Here is a 19,750-nt window from a genome sequence, read left to right as displayed (position 1 = left end):
ACCCGCAGCCAGGGATCCTTACATGTTGCAGATACTGATCCAGGGGCTTTTGCTCAGCGGTCTCTATGCGCTTATCGCAATGGGCTTCACGCTGATCTTCAGCATCGGTCGGGTCCTGAACCTGGCCTACGGTGCCTATCTGATGGTCGGCGGGTATATGTATTTCTGGGTGTCCCAGACGCTGGGAATGCCAAAGCTGATGGGCGTCGCGGTGGCCGTGGTTCTGGGCGTTCTGATGGGGGTGCTGAAATACCGCCTGATCGTCAAGACCCTGAAAGGGGATCACGTAGCCGTCGAAATATCGACGCTGATCCTGGCGGTCGTGATTCAGGCCGGGATCGTTCTTGTCTTTGGCGACAGCAGCAAGATCCTGCTGCCGATCGTGCCGGGCGTGATCAACGTGGCCGGAGCGTCCGTCACCTATAATATCCTGATCGCAACGATGATCAGTTGGGCCATTTTGCTGGGCCTGTATGCTTTTGTCCGCCTGACACATACGGGGCGGGCGATGCAGGCGGTGTCGATGGACGCCAAGGGGGCCGCGATTTCAGGGATCGACCCGGATCGGATCAACCTGATCACATGGGGTATCTCAGGGGCACTGGGTGCGCTGGGCGGCGTATTTTTCGCCAGCTATACGCAGCTTTCGCCGTCAATGTGGGTTGCACCTCTGATCATCTCGGTGGCCGTCGTCATTGTGGGCGGCATCGGGTCGATCATCGGCACGCTGGTCGTTGCTCATATCGTCGGCTTTCTCGAAGTCATCGTTGTCGCCACCCTGGCGCCGGAACTGCGCGGTGTCTTCACCATGCTGCTGATCATCGGCGTGCTGGTGACGCGACCGCAGGGCCTGTTCGGCCGCGAGGAGTTGTAACATGGGTTTGCGCTGGTTTCACTTTGTCCTTTGGGGCGGCCTGATTGCGGGGATGCTGCTGTTGCCCCAGGTCGTCTCGAACGGGACGCTGCGCACGATGATCTTTGCCAACTATCTGGCCATCTTCGCCATCAGCTGGGATGTGCTGTCGGGCAGGACCGGGTATGTGAGTTTCGGGCATCCCTTCCTGATCGGTATCGGGGCCTATACGACTGCCATCCTGACCAAACGGTTTGACGTGCCAGTCGAAATCTCAATCCCTGTGGCCGTGTTGGTTACGATGATCGCAGGCCTGATTGTGTTGTTGCCCGCTCTGCGCATTCGCGGCAGCTACTTCGCGCTGGTCACACTGGCTTTCATGGAGCTGCTCTATCAGCTGGTTCAGGTGATCCGTCCGGATCTGACCGGCGGCACACGCGGGATGTCGGGAATTCAAACCCTGACACGAGGCGCGGCAAACGGCTACTACCTGTCCACGGCCTTGATGCTCAGCGTGGCGGTCAGCATGTGGCTGCTGATGAAAACCCGGCTGGGCACTGCACTGGCCGCCATCGGGATGAATGAAGAAAGCGTGCGCGGTTCGGGCCTCAGCACCACGCGGTTGAAGGCCTTTGCGTTTCTGACCAGCGCGTTCATCGCAGGTCTGGGCGGAGCGTTCTATGTCCATTATCTGGGCTCACTTGCGCCCCGCGCGCTGTTTGACATCAACTTTCTTTTCACCATCATCGTGGCGGCCTTGCTGGGCGGAACATCGACCATCATCGGCCCCATGATCGGTGCGTTCTTCATGACGTTCCTTCTGGAATACCTGCGCCCCGTGCTTCCCGGGGCTGAACGGTATTTCGTCTACGGTGCCATCGCACTGCTTCTCTACATGTATCAACCAAAAGGATTGGTTGAACTTGTGCAACGCGGCTTTCAAAGACTGCGGAAAGGGGGGCTGGCATGACCGTTGCGCTGAAAGTTTCCGGTCTTGTCAAACGGTTCGGCGGGCTGGTGGCCACGAATGATCTGTCCTTTTCCCTGCAAGAAGGAGAGTCGCTGGGCCTGATCGGTCCGAATGGCGCGGGAAAGACGACGGTATTCAGCCAGATCATGGGCGAATTGCGGCAGAACAGCGGTACGATCGAGCTGTTCGGCAATGAGATTTCGGCGCTGTCGACGCCTCAGCGTATCCGGGCCGGGGTCAGTAGAACCTATCAGATACCTCGGCCGTTCGGCGACATGAGTGTTGCAGAAAACATTAGGGTGGGCCTGATGCCGGACGACATCTGGCGCATGATCGTTTCGCCGCCGGATACGGACAGGGAAAAAGAGCTCGCGCTGAGTGTCGGGTTCACGGAAACGGATCTGAGCCGCTCACCCGCCGAACTGGCCATGGGTGATCTGCGCAAGCTTGAAATGGCCCGAACCATGGCCACCGCACCGCGTGTCATGTTGCTGGACGAGGTGTTTGCAGGTCTGACAGTCGGTGAAATCGCGCAGATTTCCGATCTCATTCAATCCATGCGCAAGGACGGGATGACCTTTTTGATCGTCAGCCATGATTTGCCGGCGCTGGAACCGCTGATCGACCGCGCCATCGCCATCGAGCGGGGCACCATGATTGCCGAAGGCGCGTTCAGCGACGTGATGAACGACACGGCCGTTCAGGCCTCGTATCTGGGGAGCGTCTGATGTCCTATCTGGAAATCGAGAACCTGTCCGCGTTTTACGGCAAGGCCCAGGCGTTGACCGATATATCGATCACGGTGCAGCCCGGTGAGATTGTCGCCGTGGTCGGCCCGAACGGTGCAGGTAAATCCACCTTGTTGGACAGCATCATAGGCCTTGTGAAAATCGAAGGCGACATCCGGTTGCGCGGGCACAGCCTTGCCGGTCGAAGCCCTTCGGAAATCGTGCGTCACGGGGTGGGCTATGCGCCCGAGCGGTTCAACCTGTTCCCCTATATGTCGGTGCGCGACAACCTGATGGTGGGGGCCTTCACCGCACGAGACGACATCGAAAACAACCTTGAGATGGTGCACAGTCTTTTCCCGCGTCTGCAAGAACGGGAAGGGCAGGAGACGTCGACCCAATCCGGCGGGGAAAGGCAGATGGTGTCCTTTGGCAGGGCCTTGATGACCAGCCCGGAACTGCTGCTTGTCGATGAGCCGACGATCGGTCTTGCCCCGAAAATCTGTCACGAGATTGCCGAAGTCGTCCGTCAGCTGAACAAGGAATACGGGCTGACCGTCGTCATCACGGAACAGAATGCCAATTTTGCCCTGTCGCTTGCCAGCCGCATCTATGTGCTGGAGTCCGGGCGGATGCAGACGTCGGGCACGGCTGACGAACTGAGAAATGACAAACGCTTGCTCGAGGCCTATTTCGGCGGCCATTGAGTGGCGTGGTTGGAAAGCCGGGCAGGTGCCGTCCGGCTATTCGATGGCGGGTGATTTCAGTTTCAGCCAAGTGCGGCCAGAACCTCGGTACTCACGTCGATGCCATGGGCTTCGGCGGCTGCCCGTTTTGCAAGGCGACCGTCGCCCGGAACCCGGGCGGACCCGTTGCCGGAAATCTCGGCGCAGATGCGGGCGACATATTCGTTGAAGGCCGCGTTGCCGAACCGGGTGGGATCGATGGCAATCAGGGTCGCTCCACCTTTGATGTTCAGGGCACCGAAGGATTCGCGCTCTTTGTTGTCCACGGACAGGGTTCCTCCCGCCAGCGCGGCGCCCAACACCTCTACCATGAAGGCGATCGCGGCCCCTTTATGCTCTCCGAACGGCAATAGGCTGCGGGTTTCAAGGATGGCATTTGGGTCTGTCGAGGGCTCGCCTTGGGGATCAAGGCCGGCAGGGCGGGGCAGGTCGTGCCCCTCGGCGGCGGCCATGCGGATATCCATGAGGGCCACCATGGACGAGGCCTGATCCCAGACCACGGGCGCATCGCCATCACGCGGGCAGGCAAAAGACATGGGGTTGGTGCCAAAAACCGGGCGAACCCCACCTTGCGGAACCACCATGGACAACGAGTTGATCACGGCAAAGGCCACCAATCCGGCTTCGGCCAAAGGTTCTGTGTCAAACCGTAACGCACCCAGATGGTGGCAGTTCGCGCAGGTGAACGCGGCAATCCCGTTTTCCCGGGCCATCGCGATCAGATCCTCGCGGGCTGCTGTCGCTGCAACCTGATAGTACCCGTTGTCGGCATCACAGCGCAAAACGCCCGGGGCAACCTTTTCGGTTTTGGGCTTCGCGTGCCCGTTGGCATAGCCGGACGTGAAGCTTTGGACATAGACCGGCAACATGCGCAACCCGTGGCTGCGCGGGCCGTCCCGTTCAGACCGGGTGACGATATCGGCAAGTACATCACTGCTGCGCGTGTCCGCTCCGGCAGAAACAAGAACCGATTTGGCCAAGTCCCGAACTTCGGCAAGAGAAAGCGTTTTTGTCGGTTGTTCGGTCATCCGTTCGAGTCCCGTCTTTCTGTTTCGCACTCAAGCGCGCGGGCGTGTGTTTGCGGGATCGACAGCACATGTGTCGATGACCACGGCGTCGCGCATCTCATTGTGGACCAGCACCTGCATTTTCGTTCCGGGCGCCGTCATGTTCTGTGGCAGTAGTGCCATCGCAATGTCGTGGTTGCAATAATAAGAGAACCCGCCCGAGGTAACACGGCCGATCAGCTTGCCCTGAGCATAGACACCCTCGTCAAACATCACCGATGTTTCGCCAAAGGGCAGTTTCAGCGTGACCAACCGCCGGTACGCGCCATCCTTTTTCTGTTTCAAAAGAGCGGCCTTGCCTATGAAGTCGCGACCATCTGTTACCACGAACCGATCAAGGCCGGCCTCGTATGGCGTCATGTCCTTGCAGATTTCGCGATTGATGGCGCGATAAGACTTTTCAAGACGCATGGATTCCAGTGCCTCAAGCCCGAAAGGTTTCACACCGGCCTTCAGCAGCAGGTCAACAAGATGGCGGTTGTAACCGACCGGATGATGCAGTTCCCACCCCAGCTCGCCGGTATAGGACACGCGAAGCAGATGAACGCCCTTGGCGTACCCCACTTCACCCATTTGCGCAGAAAGCCAGGGGAAGGTTTCGTTCGACAGATCATTGTCGGTCAATGGTTGCAGGATCTCTCGTGCCTTGGGGCCTGCCAGTGCAATCACGCCCAGTTGTTCTGAAACATCCTCAAGAAGGACAGAGCTGTCATTGGGCAGCAAACGTTGCAGTTGATCCCAGTTGTAGGCGCGCCAATTCGGGGTGGAGACCAGGTAAAAATCATTCTCGGCATAGCGGACGACCGTGTATTCCGCATCCATGCCACCCTTTGGGTTCAACAAAAGCGACAGGGTCATTCGCCCCACTTTGGGCAGCCTGTTCGCCATAAGGCCATCCAGCCATTTGGCGGCCCCGGGTCCGCGCAGGGTGAACTTGGTCATCGGCGACATCTCGATGAATCCGGCCACGTCACGGGTGGTGAGTACCTCTTTCTGAACGCGTTCCATGTGGTTGGTGCGACGGAAGGAATGTTCCGGAACAGCGTCCTCGCGCGATTTGGCGAACCAGCGCGGGAACTCATATCCGTTGAAGCTGGTCCAGACGGCGCCATGCGCGCTCAGCAGATCGTAGGACCCCATCGTTTTCATCGGGCGCGCGCCGGGAAAATCCTCTCCGGGGATGTGCGCGTTCATGTGGGTTCCCCACGTTTCGCGCACCTTGTCCATGGTCCACCGCTTGGACGCGTAATCCGAAAAACGGCGGGGGTCGAGTTCGGACATGTCCATGCCCGGATCCCCATCGACAATCCAGCGGGCCAGACGTTCACCAACGGTTCCACCCCACAATATGCCGCCGGGCATGCCTTCGGCCAGCCACAGGTTTTCATGCCCCGGTGCGGGTCCCGCAAGCGGCAACTCGTCCGGTGTCATCTGGAACGGACCTCGGGTGTTGGCCTTGATACCCACGTCACCAAGTGTTGGAACCCGCTCGATGGCACGCTCCCACTGCGTTTGGACCGCGTCGAAATCTTCGGGCAAGAGGTCGGCGCCAAAGTCAGGCGGCACGCGATCTTCGGCAAATATCTTGAGGTCTTTGGTGAACTCATAAGGACCGAACTGAATGCCGCCCACATCTTCGCGCAGATACGCACCGTAATCTTCATCCCGCAGGATCGGGAACTCGGGCAACCCTTGCGCGCGGCGTTCTTTCAGCAGCGGAACGGTTTCGGTCGTCCAATATTGGTGAACGATTGGAATGCAAGGCAGATCCAGACCAACACGGCGCGCGTTTTCGCGGGCATAGTTTCCGGTCGCGAAGACAAGATGTTCGCAAGTGATCTCACCTTGATTGGTTGTCACCTTCCAATGACCGTTTTCCAGTTTTTCGTAAGCCTGCGCTTCGGTGTTCTGAAACACTTTGGCGCCTTTCTCGCGCGCTAGCCTCGCCATTGCCATGGTGATGTCAGCAGGGTTCACATAGCCGTCCTCGGTATGCAGGATGCCGCCGCGAATATGTTCCGATTGGTTGAGCAGAGGGTGCAGTTCGGCGATTTCTTCTGGCGTCAGCAGTTTGCAGGGCACACCGGCAGCTTCGGCAATCGAGACATAGGACAGGAACTCGTCCCAGCGTTCCTGCGTATTGGCAACGCGCAACTGGCCCACCTGGCGCAGTCCGACCGAGGCGCCGATCTTCTTTTCGACTTCGGAATAGATGCGGATGGTCTCCATCGTCATCTTCGAAACGTTGTGGGATCGCACGAAGGTGACCAGCAGACCCGCCGCATGCCAGGTAGAGCCGGAGGTCAGCGTCGTTCTCTCCAGCATGATTGCATCTGTGCACCCGTGCTGCGTCAGCCCATAAAGAACCGAAGCCCCAACGCATCCGCCTCCTACGACGACAACCTTGGCATGTGACTGCATTCGACGCATTCCTTCCTGAGGCTGTTTTCGTTTCCAGAGGGTCAGTCAAAACGAAATCAGCGGGCTGAGAACTGGTTGAACTGTTTACGTGAAATCTGCGTCAGGCAATTCGAAAAATTTTCCGGTCCAGCTGAGTTCAGTTAAACCATGATCGGGTTTGCCGGTGATCTCACGCGGTCTGTGAGGCGGCCCGCAAAAATACCGGCCATCTTTTGTTTCGGATTGTTGTGTTAGCGCAAACTGTGCTGGTAAGGTCTGACATCGGCTTGGGGTGCGCTTTGTTGCGCCCGCGATCCGTGCGGCATACGAAGGGGGAAAATCGCGTGTATCTCGGTCTGGATTTGGGGACGTCAGGTCTTCGGGGAATTGTGGTCAGCGAAGAGGGCAAAGTCGTCGCCGAAGCCGAAGCAGGTGTTGAGACATCGACGTTGCATCCCGGCTGGTCGGAACAAGATCCGTCCGATTGGGTGGAAGCCTGCCAAAACGTCGTTGCCCAATTGCGCGCGTTGAATGGTGCTGCATTTTCTGCGGTGCGCGGCGTTGGTCTGAGCGGCCACATGCACGGTGCCACGTTGCTGGATCGGGATGGCAAAGTGCTGCGGCCCTGTATCCTTTGGAACGACACGAGATCAGCGCAGGAAGCTGCGGAGCTGGATGGTCTGCCATCGATGCGCGCGATCACCGGGAACATCGTTTTTCCGGGTTTCACCGCACCCAAGCTGGAATGGGTGCGCAGACACGAGCGCGACGTGTTTGAAAAGACATCCAAAGTGTTGCTTCCGAAGGATTATCTGCGTTTCTGGCTCACCGGTTCCTATGTCAGCGACATGTCCGACAGCGCCGGTACGGCGTGGCTGGACGTTGGAAAGCGAGAATGGTCAGTCACCGCGTTGGATCAAAGCCACATGCGCTGGGACCAAATGCCAGACCTGGTTGAAGGCAGTTCGGCAGGCGGAGAACTGCGGTCAGAGATCCTCGGGCAGTGGGGCTTGACCGGGCCCGTCGTGGTTGCCGGCGGGGCCGGTGACAATGCGGCAGCGGCCTGCGGTATCGGAAGTATTGGTGAGGGCAGCGGATTTCTTTCCTTGGGCACTTCGGGTGTGCTGCTGGTCGCAAAGGAAAGCTATGCGCCCGCGCCGGAAACAGCTGTTCATTGCTTTTGTCATGCGGTTCCGGATCGCTGGATTCAAATGGGTGTGATCCTGTCGGCCACCAACAGTCTCAACTGGCTGTCGCGTCACCTCGGTCAACCCGTCGGTGCGCTGGCGTCGACCCTGCCGGATTCGGTGAAGGGGCCGTCAAAGATCACCTTCCTTCCGTACCTGTCCGGTGAACGGACGCCCCATAACGACAGTGACATACGCGGGGCATTCCTGGGGCTGGATATCGCATCGGAACCCGCTGACCTGACGCAATCCGTGACAGAGGGGGTTTCCTTTGCCATGCGCGATTGTTTGGAGGCGCTCAAAAGCACGGGCACCAATCCCGAAAGTCTGCTGGTCGTCGGTGGCGGGGCGCGGTCGCGGTTTTGGCTGGAAACGCTGGCCACGGTTCTGAACACGCCGCTTGCTGTGCCCGATGGAAGTGGGTTTGGCGCAGCCATAGGCGCAGCGCGTCTTGCTGCATGTGCGGTGGACGGCGCCGACCCCAAGGATGTCATGCTGTCCCCGGAAGTCGCTGAGCGTGTTGAACCACGTCTCGAACTGACCGGCGCATATGAGGCGGAATATCAGCGGTATCGCGAATACTATGCTGCTTTGTCCCCTTTGGCCGCGCGCTGATGGCTGATCCCAAACGCATGCCTGTCGAGCAGGTCCTTCTGGAAGACGGAAACATGTCCGTTTCCCTGTTGAACTATGGCGCAATCACGCAAGGCTGGTGGCTTGGCGAAACACCTTTGATATTGGGCTACGAAAACCCGCAGGATTACCTGTCGGACCCGTTCTACCTTGGCGCGATGGTCGGGCGAGTGGCCAACCGCATCGGCGGGGCACAGTTTGCATTGCAGGGGCGTGTTCATCACCTGACAGCAAACGAAGGGCCGACCACGCTGCATGGTGGTCCGAGCGGGCTGTCACGCAAATACTGGGATATCGTGAAAACCTCTCCAAATCAGTCAGTTATGTCCTTGACTTCACCTAAAGGTGAAGGCGGTTTTCCCGGAGCGGTCAATTTCGAGGTGCATGTCGAACTGACCTGTCCGCGTCTGATCTACACAATCAGGGCGCGTCCGGATCGCCCAACGCCGATCAGCATCGCGCAGCACAATTATTACACTCTGGGCTGTCCAGAGGATATCATGGACTGCCGGCTCAGGTTAAGATCGAACCGGGTGCTGGAGCTGGACGCGCGTTCCGTTCCTTCCGGAGATATCTCCGCCGCCGGCGATAATGTGCCAGATTTCGCGTTGTCCCGCACCGTCGGGGCAGAGGGGCGCGAGCTGGACCATTATTTTGTGTTTGATCAAAGTGGAAACCGTGACCATCCGGTGGCAGAGGTCACGGCACCTTCGGGATTGAGGATGAACCTGTATTCAGATCAACCCGGCGCACAGGTCTATGCCGGGGCACATCTGTCAGGCCGATTTAGCCCGTGTGCGGGGCTGTGCATTGAGCCGTCAGGATATCCGAACGCCGTGAATGTCCCTGCGTTCCCGTCCGTCATCCATACGCCGGACAACCCGTATCGACAAACTCTGACACTTGAGATTTCCGAGGAACGATCATGAGACTTCAGATTGCAGCAAATGCCGTAGGCATCTGGATGTCGCTTTCAATTGCTCAGGCGCAAGACTTTGGTCCGAAACCGGAATTCATCGAACCTGACTTTGCTAACGCAGAGTTGGGGCAACTGCTGTTCTACGATCCGATCCTGTCGGGCAACAAGAACATAAGCTGCGCAACCTGTCATCATCCGAAGCTGGGAACGTCCGACGGGCTTTCACTGGGTATCGGCGAAGGTGGGGTCGGGCTGGGTGGTCAGCGCAAGGTCACACAAGACAATGCGCCCGAACAGCGCATTCCCCGGAACTCGCCCGCAATGTGGAATCTCGGGGCGCTGGAATTCACGACGTTTTTTCATGACGGTCGCCTCGAGGCGGATCCGTCACAGCCCAATGGCATTAGAACGCCGTTGGGGACGCATATGAGGCCGGGGTTCAAATCGGCTTTGGCAGCGCAGGCGATGTTTCCGGTGCTGTCGCCTGACGAAATGGCGGGGCATTATTCTGAAAACGAGGTGAGCAAGGCCGTACGACTCGGCTTGCTGACCCAAGAGGGTGGCGCCTGGGATCTGATCGCCGCGCGCGTGGCGGCGATACCAGGGTATCAAAGGCGATTTGATGACATCGCGCCCGGAGAAGACATCTCCTTTACCGCAATCGCCAATGTCATTGCCGATTTCATCGCGTTTGAGTGGCGGGCTGACAACAGCCTGTTTGATCGTGCGATGCGAGGCGAAGACAGGCTGCCCGAACAAGCGCAGCTGGGGATGGCGCTGTTCTACGGAAAGGCTGGATGCAGTGCCTGCCATTCCGGCTGGTTCCAGACCGATCACGGGTTCCATTCCATCGCCATGCCTCAGATCGGCCCCGGAAAATCAGCCCGTTTCGAAAATCATGTGCGGGATGACGGGCGACTGCGCGTCACGGGCGACAAGGATGATGCCTTCGCATTCCGCACGCCTTCGCTGCGCAACGTGACCCTGACGGCGCCATATGGCCACAGCGGTGCCTACGCACGGCTTGAGGATGTCGTGCGTCATCATCTGGATCCGGTTTCCGCGTTGCGGAACTACGCCATCGAAATGGCTGACCTGCCAGAGTTTTTCGGGGCAGAGGATCAAAAGGCTTTGCTTGACCCCCAGCATGTCGAAGCCATAGCAGCGTCGAACGATCTGGCGCCCATCGACCTGAGTGATGACGAGGTCGATGCCATCTTGAGTTTTCTGGGCACGCTGGAAGATCCGGCTGTGCGGCTGGGTGTTCCCCAAACGGTTCCCAGCGGAATGCCCGTCGATCAGTGATCAACGGCTGAGGCGGATCACCTGATTGGCATCTACCTTCTGCCAATCTCCATGCTCACCATCAGGCCAGATCACCCTTATTTCCGCAGTTTCGAAGTTTCCTAGACCAAAGTGGTGGAACCCTGCAATTCCGCTGGCGTGCCCCCCGCCAATGGTCACTTCACGGGTTTGAACGCCCTCGGTCGTCCTGACCTCGATAAAACTGCCGACTGCCTGTCTGTTGGGGTGGCTCTGGCCGAGATCAATCATGAGCCAGTAGCCGGTCGTCGGTTCATTCTGGAAAACCTCAAGGTCCGAGCCGCGATTGACCACCACCAAATCCAACCACCCATCCCCGTTGAAATCCGCCAGCGCCCCGCCGCGGGACTTTGCCATGGACGCGACACCAGCCTCTGATGCTGTTTCGACAAACTGACCGTCGGCGGTCTGCACCAACAGATTGTTGGGGTCGTTCTGCGCCGCGTCGGGCATCTGCTCAACATTGCCTTTGGCGACGAAAATGTCGTCCAGCCCGTCATTGTTGACGTCCCCGAACTGTGCATGCCAGCCGGTCGAGGGGCGGCCGTCACCTCCTGCATGTGGTCTGTGTGCCGTTGTTCCACGGTCGTAGGTTGCATCCCGCCATGTTGGCCCATCTGATGCAGGATCAAAAACCTGGAATTTCTGGTCCCCCATGGACGTCAGGTAAACATCGGAAAAACCGTCACCGGTCAGATCCCGCGAGGCGATCCCCATGCCCCAGATCGAATAGGGCAGCCATCCATCGGCCTCGCTGTACAGGCGCGGGGTGTCTTCCATAGCCCACAATTGCTCTTGCCCGCCACGCACATAGTAGTGGCGGTCATTGCTGACACGCAGATCCGCGCGGCCCGTGCGCGCCCAATCGGAAAACAGGATCGACAGGGAACAGTGACCGGGTTCCAAACGGACAGGATCGCCATACTTTTCGCCTTGGGGTCGGTACAGAAGCGTCGGCCCGCAAGCCTCAAAAGGTCCGTCCGGATTGCTTCGGTCGACATAGGTTCCAAAGGCCAGCGTTGGCAGGGTTTGCCCGCGTTCCCAAGTGGCGGAAAAGCCGGTGGTCCAATGGTCCTGAGGCTGAAAACCCAGTGCCGTGAACGGCTCGAACGCGCAGTTCGGTTTGCCGCGCAGCAACAGGTCTTTGCCTACGCGTAAGACCGCAAGGTCCAGGATCCCATCGCCATCAATGTCTACCGGGTATGCGCCGGTCACACGGGTCAAGGATAACTGACCTGGCGCATCCGGAAGAAAACTGACATCTGTGTCGGATGTGTTGATGAACAATTGTGCTGGGTTTGATCCGCCAGCCACGAACATTTCAGGGCGGTCGTCATCATTGCAGTCGAAGACCGCGACACCCCCGCCGACGAAATGTTCCCAGCCGCCATCGTAAACATGGCCGGGGGTTTCCACCTTTTGAAAGCGGGGTGGAGCGATGTCCGCAGCGGCAGCGGAACCTACCGCAAGCAAGATTGCCATCTTAGTTCGCATGAGCCGCCAGTTCCCTGACCTTCAGGATAGAGACTTGTTCAATCCCATAAGCCGCTGCCCCTTTTGCCCACATTGAATCGCCCCAGTGGTTGACCTTGATTTCCGGCAACGGCGCGTCGACGCTGACGACGCCGTTTTGGACACGTGCCATCACCTCGTCCGAATGCAGGTAATCAAAGCGACCTCTGGCGCCGGACAGGATAATGCATTCGGGGTCGAACAGATTGATCAGGTTCGAAACCCCCATCCCGAACATTTGGCCCGCGCGGGCCAGAACGGAAATGGATCGGGCGTCGCCGGCTTTTGCTGCCGCGAGTATATCGACAAGAGTGCGGGGATCCGTTGCTTCACTGGCGATCGTGGCTTCGCGGATCAGGGCGTATTCCCCCACATAGGCCTCGAGGCATCCGCGCTGCCCGCACTGACACAAGGCGCCGTCCAACTGAACTTTGAGGTGCCCGAATTCTGCGCCGCATCCGCGTTCACCGCGATAAAGCTTGCCATCAAGAACGATGCCCAGGCCGATGCCGTGTTCGATCGTAACAACCAAAAAATTCTTCAGCCCCTTTCCCAATCCGAAAAGCTGTTCTGCCTTTGCGACCAGATTGGCGTCGTTTTCGATGAAGGCAGGGCAGGGGAGCACCTCGGACAACAGCGGGCTCAAATCCACATTTCGTTCCGTCAGCGAAGATGACCAATGCACGAAGTTCTGATTTGCATCGATAAGGCCAGCGATGCCGATGCAGACACCTGACAAATCGGCAAGGGATCGGTTTGCCGAGGCGCAGGCCTGATCAAGCACGGCGCGGATCTTTTTGGCAAACGCATTCGGGGCCATGCGGGCTTGGTCCAGCGGATGCGTGTACGAAGTGATTTCGGTTCCTTCGAAATCCACGAGAATGACTGAAACCTGCTGGCGGGCGACTTTCACGCCCGCAATCAGATGTGACGCGCCATTCAGTTTCAATTGTACCCGCGGTCTGCCGCGGCGCGCTGATTTGGAAGATGTTTCGCTTTCTATTTCCTCAATCAGACCGGCAGACAGCAGATCGGCAGTGGCGGTCGTGATGGTCGCTGGGCTGGTCTCCAACGCGCTGGCGATGTCGATTCGCGAAATGGTGCCTGTGGCCCGGATTTTTTCCAGAACGCGCAGGCGAGTGACGTTCCTTTGGTCCGTGGCATTTGAAGAAGCTTTGCTTTTCAGCATCTTGCCCTCGCGAATCTGATCCCTGTTTCAACCTAGGTGGTTTTTTCAGTTACCGATAGCATAAATATTTTACCGACTGAAATAAATATGCTACTCAGAATTATCGGGGCCACGAATCATGAAACGATGGCCCAATGAAACCGGGAGGAAATCATGAAACGAATTCTCAGCGCCTCTGTCGTGGCGGTCCTGATGGGGACAGCCGCATTCGCAGAGCCCACGGTCGGCGTAAGCTGGTCGAATTTCCAGGAAGAGCGTTGGAAGACCGACGAAGCGGCGATCAAGGCTGCACTGGAAGCGGGCGGTGCGGAATACATCTCGTCTGATGCCCAATCTTCTTCTGCCAAGCAATTGTCGGATATTGAAAGTCTGATCGCCCAGGGCGTTGATGCGCTGATCATTCTGGCGCAGGATTCCCAGGCCATCGGCCCGGCTGTGCAGGCGGCGGCAGACGAAGGCATTCCGGTCATCGCGTATGACCGTCTGATCGAAGATGACCGTGCCTTCTATCTGACATTCGATAACGTTGAAGTTGGCCGGATGCAGGCCCGCGCGGTGTTCGAGGCGATGCCGAAAGGCAACTATGTGATGATCAAGGGATCGCCCACGGATCCGAACGCGGATTTCCTGCGCGGCGGTCAGCAAGAGATCATTCAGGCCGCCGTTGACAGCGGCGATATCGTCATCGTGGGTGAAGCTTACACCGACGGTTGGCTGCCAGCGAACGCACAGCGCAACATGGAACAGATCCTAACCGCGAATGAAAACAACGTTGATGCCGTGGTCGCCTCGAATGACGGTACTGCTGGTGGCGTTGTTGCAGCCCTGACCGCGCAGGGCATGGAAGGCATTCCGGTCTCGGGTCAGGATGGCGACCACGCGGCGCTGAATCGTGTTGCCAAGGGCACGCAGACCGTCTCGGTCTGGAAAGACGCACGCGAGTTGGGCAAAGCTGCCGGTGAAATCGCGGTTGCGTTGAGCAACGGAACAAGCCCTGCGGATGTCGAAGGCGCGATCAGCTGGACTTCGCCCGGTGGGACCGAGATGAACTCGGTCTTCCTTGCGCCTGTACCGATCACCAAAGACAACCTGTCCGTCGTGGTCGATGCTGGCTGGATTCCGTTGGAACACCTGTGTCAGGGCGTCGAAAGCGGCCCTGCACCCTGTAACTAAACCAGGTTCCAAACCATAATATCTCTGGCCCGCAAGGGTGGGCCAGAGATCATAGCTGAACATGAAAGATCGGATATGACCGAAACTTCGTCTCAGCCGGTACCCCAAAAAGCAAAGGCCAACCTGTTTCAGCAACTGGAACTGGATATGCGGCTATTGGGCATGATCGGCGCCTTCATCATCCTGTGCATTGGCTTCAACATCGTGACGGATGGCCGCTTTCTGACGCCTAGAAACCTGTTCAACCTGTCGATCCAGACCGTCTCGGTTGCGATCATGGCCTGCGGCATGGTGTTCATCATAGTCATGCGCCACATTGACCTGTCGGTTGGGGCGCTGCTGGCGACCACATCTGCCGTGATGGCGATGACCCAGACCGAGCTGTTGCCCAACGTATTGGGAATGGGTTTGAACCACCCGGCGACCTGGGCGATCACTTTGGTTGTGGGCCTTGTGGTCGGCACATTGATCGGCGCGTTCCACGGTTGGATGGTGGGGTATCTGACCATCCCAGCCTTTATCGTGACGCTTGGCGGTTTTCTGGTCTGGCGCAACGTCGCCTGGTACATGACCGACGGCCAGACGATCGGCCCGCTGGACAGCACGTTTCTGATGTTCGGGGGGACAAACGGAACCTTGGGAACAACCGTCAGCCTCCTGTTCGGCCTTGCCGCCACGGCTGTTGCGATCTGGGCGTTGTGGAGCGGTCGCCGGTCCAAAGCCGCTCATGGTTTCCCTGTTAAGCCGGTCTGGGCTGAAACAACGCTGGCCGGGATCATCGGCCTTGCCATCATGGGGTACGTGTTGATCGTCAACAGCTATGCGATCCCGACCCGTCGTCTTGAACGCATGTTCGAAGCGCGCGGCGAGACCATGCCGGAAGGGTTGGTTGTCGGCTATGGCATTCCGATCTCGGTCCTGATCCTGATCATTGTGGCGGTGACATTGACCGTCGTGGCCCGCAAAACCCGCTTTGGCCGCTACATCTTTGCCACCGGCGGCAACCCGGACGCGGCCGAGTTGTCGGGTATCAACACCCGTTTGATGACCGTCAAGATCTTTGCCCTGATGGGGTTCCTGTGCGCGCTGTCGGCGGTTGTGGCCTCGGCCCGGCTGGCCAATCACTCGAATGATATCGGAACGCTGGATGAGCTTCGCGTTATTGCCGCTGCCGTGATTGGTGGAACCGCGCTGTCCGGCGGCATCGGAACGATCTACGGCGCAATCCTTGGCGCGTTGATCATGCAGGCGCTGCAATCGGGCATGGCCATGGTTGGCGTGGATGCGCCGTTCCAGAATATCGTCGTCGGCACCGTCCTGGTTCTGGCCGTCTATATCGACATCGTCTATCGCAAACGTCTGGGGGCGAAATGATGCAAGCTCAAGAAACACAGAACCAAGCTTCGGGCCGTGGGTCCGGCCAGCCTCCGCTGGTGGAAATGCGCGATATCTCGATTTCCTTCGGGGGTATCAAGGCGGTAGACCATGTGTCGGTAGATCTCTACCCGGGCGAGGTCGTGGGCCTTCTGGGCCACAACGGGGCCGGTAAATCCACCCTGATCAAGGTTCTTTCGGGCGCCTATCAGATGGACCATGGCGAAATCCTGATCGACGGCAAAAAGGTCGAGATCAACAACCCCCGCGACGCGCGCGCCAACAATATCGAGACGATCTATCAGACGCTGGCGCTGGCGGACAACCTGGATGCAAGTTCAAACCTGTTTCTGGGCCGCGAAATGGTCACGCCCTTTGGCCTGGTCAACGACGCCGCGATGGAGGCTGAATGCCGCAAGATCATGGCGCAGCTGAACCCGAACTTTCAGAAGTTCAATGATCCGGTCTCGGCCCTGTCGGGCGGTCAGCGTCAATCGGTGGCCATTGCACGGGCGGTGTATTTCAACGCGCGTATCCTGATCATGGACGAGCCCACGGCCGCACTTGGCCCGCACGAAACACAGATGGTGGCGGACCTGATCCAACAGCTTAAGGCGCAGGGGATCGGGATTTTCCTGATCGACCACGATGTACACGCGGTGATGGAGCTGTGTGACCGGGCCTCGGTCATGAAGAACGGGCAATTGGTTGGAACGGTCGATATCGCAGACGTCACCGATGACGATCTGTTGTCGATGATCATTCTGGGCAAAAAGCCCGGCGAAAAGACGGAATGAGGTAAGCGAAATGACGAGCGGTTTCTTTCAGGGAATTGAAGAAGTCCAATTTGAAGGCGAGGACAGCAAGAACCCGCTCGCATTCCGCCACTACAACCCGGACGAGATCATCTTGGACAAGCGCATGGAGGATCACCTGCGTTTTGCCGTGGCGTGGTGGCATTCCTTCGCGTGGGAGGGTGGAGATCCGTTTGGCGGCCCCACTTTCGAGCGCCCCTGGCACCCACAGGATGACATGGGCCGCGCCAAGATGAAGGCCGATATCGCGTTCGAGATGTTCCAGATTCTGGGACAGCCCTATTTCTGCTGGCATGATGCCGATATCCGACCTGAACAGGGGAACTTCGCCGAAAATCTCCACACGTTGAACGAGATCACCGACTATATCGGTGAAAAGATGCAAGTGTCCGGCACCAAGCTGTTGTGGGGTACGGCCAACATGTTCAGCCATCGCCGCTGGATGGGCGGTGCCAGCACCAATCCCGACCCCGACGTCTTTGCCTTTGCTGCCGCCACGGTGAAATCCTGCATGGATGCCACCCACAAACTGGGCGGCGAAAACTATGTGCTGTGGGGCGGGCGCGAAGGGTACGAGACGCTGCTCAACACCGACATGAAAACCGAGCTGGATCATATGGGCCGGTTCCTGAACATGGTGGTCGAGTACAAGCACAAGATCGGGTTCAAAGGTGCGATCCTTGTCGAACCCAAACCGCAGGAGCCATCAAAGCACCAATATGATTTCGATGCCGCGACCTGCATCGGTTTCCTGCGCAAATACGGGCTTGAGAATGAGGTCAAGCTGAACCTCGAACAGGGTCACGCGATTCTGGCGGGGCACAGTTTTGAACATGAGATTGCCGTAGCCGCAGCCGAAGGGATGCTGGGCTCCATCGACATGAACCGGAACGATTATCAATCCGGGTGGGATACGGATCAGTTCCCCAACAACACTCCCGAGGTTGCGCTGGCCTATTACCACATCCTGAAAGCGGGTGGATTTACCACCGGCGGTACCAATTTCGATGCCAAGCTGCGCAGGCAGTCGATCGACGCCGAAGATCTGATCGCCGCGCATGTGGGCGGGATGGATATTTGTGCCCGGGGCCTGAAAGCAGCGGCAGCGATGATCGAAGATGGCGGATTGGAACAAGCGCTGGCTGATCGGTACACGGGCTGGAATACGCCCGAGGCGCAGGCAATGCTGACCTCTGGTCTTGACGAGATTGCAGCGCGGGTGCTGGCCGAGGATCTCAATCCAGATCCGCGCTCGGGGCGTCAGGAAATCCTCGAGAACTACGTGAACCGATTTGTTTGATCCCCGTGGGATCAGCCGGTCCTTAAAATAACTTGTGTACAATGCCCCGGAAACGCGTGAGTTTGCTTCAGCGTTGCCCGGGGCTTTCCCTTGCTGGGCGCAACGGCATCAAAGGCCCGTCGGGGTCGAACAAGTGGGGCGAGCAGGGTTTTGGCGGATCAATCGGCAGGCAAAGCGGTGTTTCTGAGCGGCAGTCTGATGCTGCATGTGACACGCATGTCATTGACCACCAGCATTGGCCTGATGGCCATTTTTGCCGTCGACTTTGTCGATATGATCTTCATCTCGATGTTGGGCAACGATGCGCTGGCGGCGGCGGTGGGCTATGCCGGGACGCTGCTGTTTTTCACCAACGCGATCAATATCGGATTGTCGATTTCCGCCGGGGCGCTGGTTGCGCGCGAACTGGGGGCCGGGCGGGCTGAACAAGCAAGGCATTACGCGTCCAGCGTGGCCGTTATCGGGCTGATTGCCGGGCTGACGACCTCGGGACTGGTCTTGTTGAATCTCAGCTACTTGCTGTCCTTGCTTGGCGCGGAAGGAGAGGTTCTGAGGCTGGCGACGCGTTATGTGTCGATCATCCTTCCGACCATGATCGTGATGTCCATTGCGATGACGGCGATGGCCGTGCTGCGCGCTCATGGCGATGCGCGGAGGTCAATGATGGCCACGATCTACGGCGGAGTGGTGAATGCGGTTCTGGACCCGATACTGATCTTTGCGGTCGGGCTGGGGCTGGATGGGGCCGCTATCGCCTCGGTCCTGGCGCGGCTGTGCATGTTGGGGGCGGCGTTGTGGCCAGCGCTTCGGGTGCATCGGGGATTTGCGCACCCTTCACTGAAGCAGGTTGCAAAGGATTTGCGACCCGTGCGGGCGATTGCAATTCCAGCGGTGCTGACAAATGTCGCCACGCCGATCGGCAATGCAATCGTTGTGCGGGAAATCGCGCAATATGGAACGGATGCGGTTGCGGGCATGGCGGTGATCGGGCGCCTTTTGCCAGTGGCGTTTTCGGTCATCTTCGCGCTGTCCGGCGCGATAGGGCCAATCATCGGGCAGAATTTCGGGGCCGAAAAATTCGATCGTGTGCGCGCTGCCTTTCTGGCAGGGATCAAGTTCACGGCCCTTTATGTCGTTTGCATGTCGGCCATTTTGTTTTTGCTGCGCGCCCCGATTGCAGATTTGTTCGCAGCCGAGGGCGAAACCCGAAGTCTGATCTATCTGTTCTGCGGTCCGTTGGCTTTGGCTTCGTTCTTCAATGGCGTGATCTTCGTGACAAATGCCAGCTTCAACAATCTGGGGCATCCGGTCTATTCCACATGGATAAACTGGGGTCGTCACACTATCGGCACTTGGGTTTTCGCGACGATTGGTTCACAGATCGCCGGCGCATCCGGCGTTCTGCTGGGGCAGGCGTTTGGAGGCGTCATCTTTGCAGTCATAGGCTGGGTTATGGTCGCGCGGGTCGTGGCGCGGTTGGAGCGCTCGCAAGCGCTCGAGCCTTTTTCAGATCAGGGTCGGCTTCATTCGCTGTTCGGGCGTCGCGGCTGGTGATCAGGTC

Annotated in this window: 16 protein-coding genes; 12 read left to right on the top strand and 4 right to left on the bottom strand. The window is 58.4% G+C overall.

Going from position 1 to position 19,750, the window contains the following annotated elements; translation table 11 throughout:
• Positions 1 to 22: 22 nt before the first annotated feature.
• From ACR0LI_RS07915 to ACR0LI_RS07900, 4 genes are read left to right on the top strand one after another with little or no spacing between them, the layout of a single operon-like run.
• Positions 23 to 874, top strand: coding sequence for a branched-chain amino acid ABC transporter permease (locus tag ACR0LI_RS07915; protein ID WP_171633515.1), 852 nt, complete (start codon positions 23 to 25; stop codon positions 872 to 874).
• A 1-nt stretch (position 875) separates the two neighbouring features.
• Entirely contained in the window at positions 876 to 1,823 is a 948-nt protein-coding gene (locus tag ACR0LI_RS07910; RefSeq protein ID WP_171119494.1) for a branched-chain amino acid ABC transporter permease, read from the top strand.
• Entirely contained in the window at positions 1,820 to 2,551 is a 732-nt protein-coding gene (locus ACR0LI_RS07905; RefSeq protein ID WP_171119617.1) for an ABC transporter ATP-binding protein, read from the top strand. Before ACR0LI_RS07910 ends, ACR0LI_RS07905 begins: the two co-directional genes overlap by 4 nt.
• A complete protein-coding gene (locus ACR0LI_RS07900; protein ID WP_480718286.1) occupies positions 2,551 to 3,258 on the top strand; it encodes an ABC transporter ATP-binding protein in 708 nt (235 codons plus the stop codon). Before ACR0LI_RS07905 ends, ACR0LI_RS07900 begins: the two co-directional genes overlap by 1 nt.
• A 62-nt stretch (positions 3,259 to 3,320) precedes the next feature.
• On the opposite strand, the gene ACR0LI_RS07895 is transcribed toward ACR0LI_RS07900, so the two are convergent.
• Together ACR0LI_RS07895 and ACR0LI_RS07890 are read right to left on the bottom strand one after the other, a co-directional pair.
• Positions 3,321 to 4,325: an Ldh family oxidoreductase gene (locus ACR0LI_RS07895; protein WP_209833526.1), complete on the bottom strand. Its 1,005-nt coding sequence runs from the start codon at positions 4,323 to 4,325 to the stop codon at positions 3,321 to 3,323.
• A gap of 30 nt (positions 4,326 to 4,355) precedes the next feature.
• The gene (locus ACR0LI_RS07890; RefSeq protein WP_480718285.1) at positions 4,356 to 6,785 is read right to left on the bottom strand and encodes a GcvT family protein; all 2,430 of its coding nucleotides are present in this window, start codon (positions 6,783 to 6,785) and stop codon (positions 4,356 to 4,358) included.
• A gap of 323 nt (positions 6,786 to 7,108) precedes the next feature.
• Between ACR0LI_RS07890 and xylB the strand changes: the two genes are divergently transcribed.
• Genes xylB through ACR0LI_RS07875 form a run of 3 tightly spaced genes read left to right on the top strand, consistent with a single transcriptional unit; the run spans position 7,109 to position 10,808 of the window.
• Positions 7,109 to 8,566 (top strand): xylulokinase, encoded by a 1,458-nt coding sequence (gene xylB, locus ACR0LI_RS07885; protein ID WP_480619047.1) that lies wholly within the window; start codon positions 7,109 to 7,111, stop codon positions 8,564 to 8,566.
• The gene (locus ACR0LI_RS07880; RefSeq protein WP_480718284.1) at positions 8,566 to 9,513 is read left to right on the top strand and encodes an aldose epimerase family protein; all 948 of its coding nucleotides are present in this window, start codon (positions 8,566 to 8,568) and stop codon (positions 9,511 to 9,513) included. Before xylB ends, ACR0LI_RS07880 begins: the two co-directional genes overlap by 1 nt.
• Entirely contained in the window at positions 9,510 to 10,808 is a 1,299-nt protein-coding gene (locus ACR0LI_RS07875; protein WP_480718283.1) for a cytochrome-c peroxidase, read from the top strand. Before ACR0LI_RS07880 ends, ACR0LI_RS07875 begins: the two co-directional genes overlap by 4 nt.
• Here the strand turns inward: ACR0LI_RS07875 and ACR0LI_RS07870 are convergent, their stop codons facing one another.
• Positions 10,809 to 12,308, bottom strand: a complete 1,500-nt coding sequence (locus ACR0LI_RS07870) for a CRTAC1 family protein (protein WP_480718282.1) — start codon at positions 12,306 to 12,308, stop codon at positions 10,809 to 10,811. It lies immediately after the preceding gene.
• Between the two features lies 1 nt (position 12,309).
• A complete protein-coding gene (locus ACR0LI_RS07865; protein ID WP_171633497.1) occupies positions 12,310 to 13,527 on the bottom strand; it encodes an ROK family transcriptional regulator in 1,218 nt (405 codons plus the stop codon).
• Positions 13,528 to 13,680: 153 nt separating this feature from the next.
• Between ACR0LI_RS07865 and xylF the strand changes: the two genes are divergently transcribed.
• The 5 genes from xylF to ACR0LI_RS07840 all read left to right on the top strand — a co-directional run bounded on the left by xylF (position 13,681) and on the right by ACR0LI_RS07840 (position 19,743).
• Positions 13,681 to 14,700: a D-xylose ABC transporter substrate-binding protein gene (gene xylF / locus ACR0LI_RS07860; RefSeq protein ID WP_480718281.1), complete on the top strand. Its 1,020-nt coding sequence runs from the start codon at positions 13,681 to 13,683 to the stop codon at positions 14,698 to 14,700.
• A gap of 75 nt (positions 14,701 to 14,775) precedes the next feature.
• Entirely contained in the window at positions 14,776 to 16,074 is a 1,299-nt protein-coding gene (locus ACR0LI_RS07855; RefSeq protein ID WP_171633491.1) for a sugar ABC transporter permease, read from the top strand.
• Complete coding sequence (locus tag ACR0LI_RS07850; RefSeq protein ID WP_171633864.1) at positions 16,074 to 16,871, top strand: ATP-binding cassette domain-containing protein; 798 nt, start codon at positions 16,074 to 16,076, stop codon at positions 16,869 to 16,871. The genes ACR0LI_RS07855 and ACR0LI_RS07850 overlap by 1 nt, the downstream gene beginning before the upstream one ends.
• A gap of 10 nt (positions 16,872 to 16,881) precedes the next feature.
• Entirely contained in the window at positions 16,882 to 18,189 is a 1,308-nt protein-coding gene (gene xylA / locus ACR0LI_RS07845; RefSeq protein WP_171633489.1) for a xylose isomerase, read from the top strand.
• Between the two features lie 198 nt (positions 18,190 to 18,387).
• Positions 18,388 to 19,743, top strand: a complete 1,356-nt coding sequence (locus tag ACR0LI_RS07840) for an MATE family efflux transporter (RefSeq protein WP_480718346.1) — start codon at positions 18,388 to 18,390, stop codon at positions 19,741 to 19,743.
• The last annotated feature ends 7 nt before the right edge of the window (positions 19,744 to 19,750 follow it).

Source organism: Ruegeria sp. CL7, assembly GCF_056536445.1.
This window is presented reverse-complemented; position numbering and strand designations above follow the sequence as displayed.

Bases quoted from the DNA above. Each gene is read 5' to 3' on its own strand.
- ACR0LI_RS07875 (WP_480718283.1), top strand. From the start codon at position 9,510: ATGAGACTTCAGATTGCAGCAAATGCCGTAGGCATCTGGATGTCGCTT.
- ACR0LI_RS07895 (WP_209833526.1), bottom strand. From the start codon at position 4,325: ATGACCGAACAACCGACAAAAACGCTTTCTCTTGCCGAAGTTCGGGAC.
- ACR0LI_RS07855 (WP_171633491.1), top strand. From the start codon at position 14,776: ATGACCGAAACTTCGTCTCAGCCGGTACCCCAAAAAGCAAAGGCCAAC.
- ACR0LI_RS07880 (WP_480718284.1), top strand. From the start codon at position 8,566: ATGGCTGATCCCAAACGCATGCCTGTCGAGCAGGTCCTTCTGGAAGAC.
- ACR0LI_RS07900 (WP_480718286.1), top strand. From the start codon at position 2,551: ATGTCCTATCTGGAAATCGAGAACCTGTCCGCGTTTTACGGCAAGGCC.
- ACR0LI_RS07905 (WP_171119617.1), top strand. From the start codon at position 1,820: ATGACCGTTGCGCTGAAAGTTTCCGGTCTTGTCAAACGGTTCGGCGGG.
- ACR0LI_RS07915 (WP_171633515.1), top strand. From the start codon at position 23: ATGTTGCAGATACTGATCCAGGGGCTTTTGCTCAGCGGTCTCTATGCG.
- ACR0LI_RS07865 (WP_171633497.1), bottom strand. From the start codon at position 13,527: ATGCTGAAAAGCAAAGCTTCTTCAAATGCCACGGACCAAAGGAACGTC.
- ACR0LI_RS07910 (WP_171119494.1), top strand. From the start codon at position 876: ATGGGTTTGCGCTGGTTTCACTTTGTCCTTTGGGGCGGCCTGATTGCG.
- ACR0LI_RS07840 (WP_480718346.1), top strand. From the start codon at position 18,388: ATGCTGCATGTGACACGCATGTCATTGACCACCAGCATTGGCCTGATG.
- xylF (WP_480718281.1), top strand. From the start codon at position 13,681: ATGAAACGAATTCTCAGCGCCTCTGTCGTGGCGGTCCTGATGGGGACA.
- ACR0LI_RS07890 (WP_480718285.1), bottom strand. From the start codon at position 6,785: ATGCAGTCACATGCCAAGGTTGTCGTCGTAGGAGGCGGATGCGTTGGG.
- ACR0LI_RS07850 (WP_171633864.1), top strand. From the start codon at position 16,074: ATGCAAGCTCAAGAAACACAGAACCAAGCTTCGGGCCGTGGGTCCGGC.
- xylA (WP_171633489.1), top strand. From the start codon at position 16,882: ATGACGAGCGGTTTCTTTCAGGGAATTGAAGAAGTCCAATTTGAAGGC.
- ACR0LI_RS07870 (WP_480718282.1), bottom strand. From the start codon at position 12,308: ATGGCAATCTTGCTTGCGGTAGGTTCCGCTGCCGCTGCGGACATCGCT.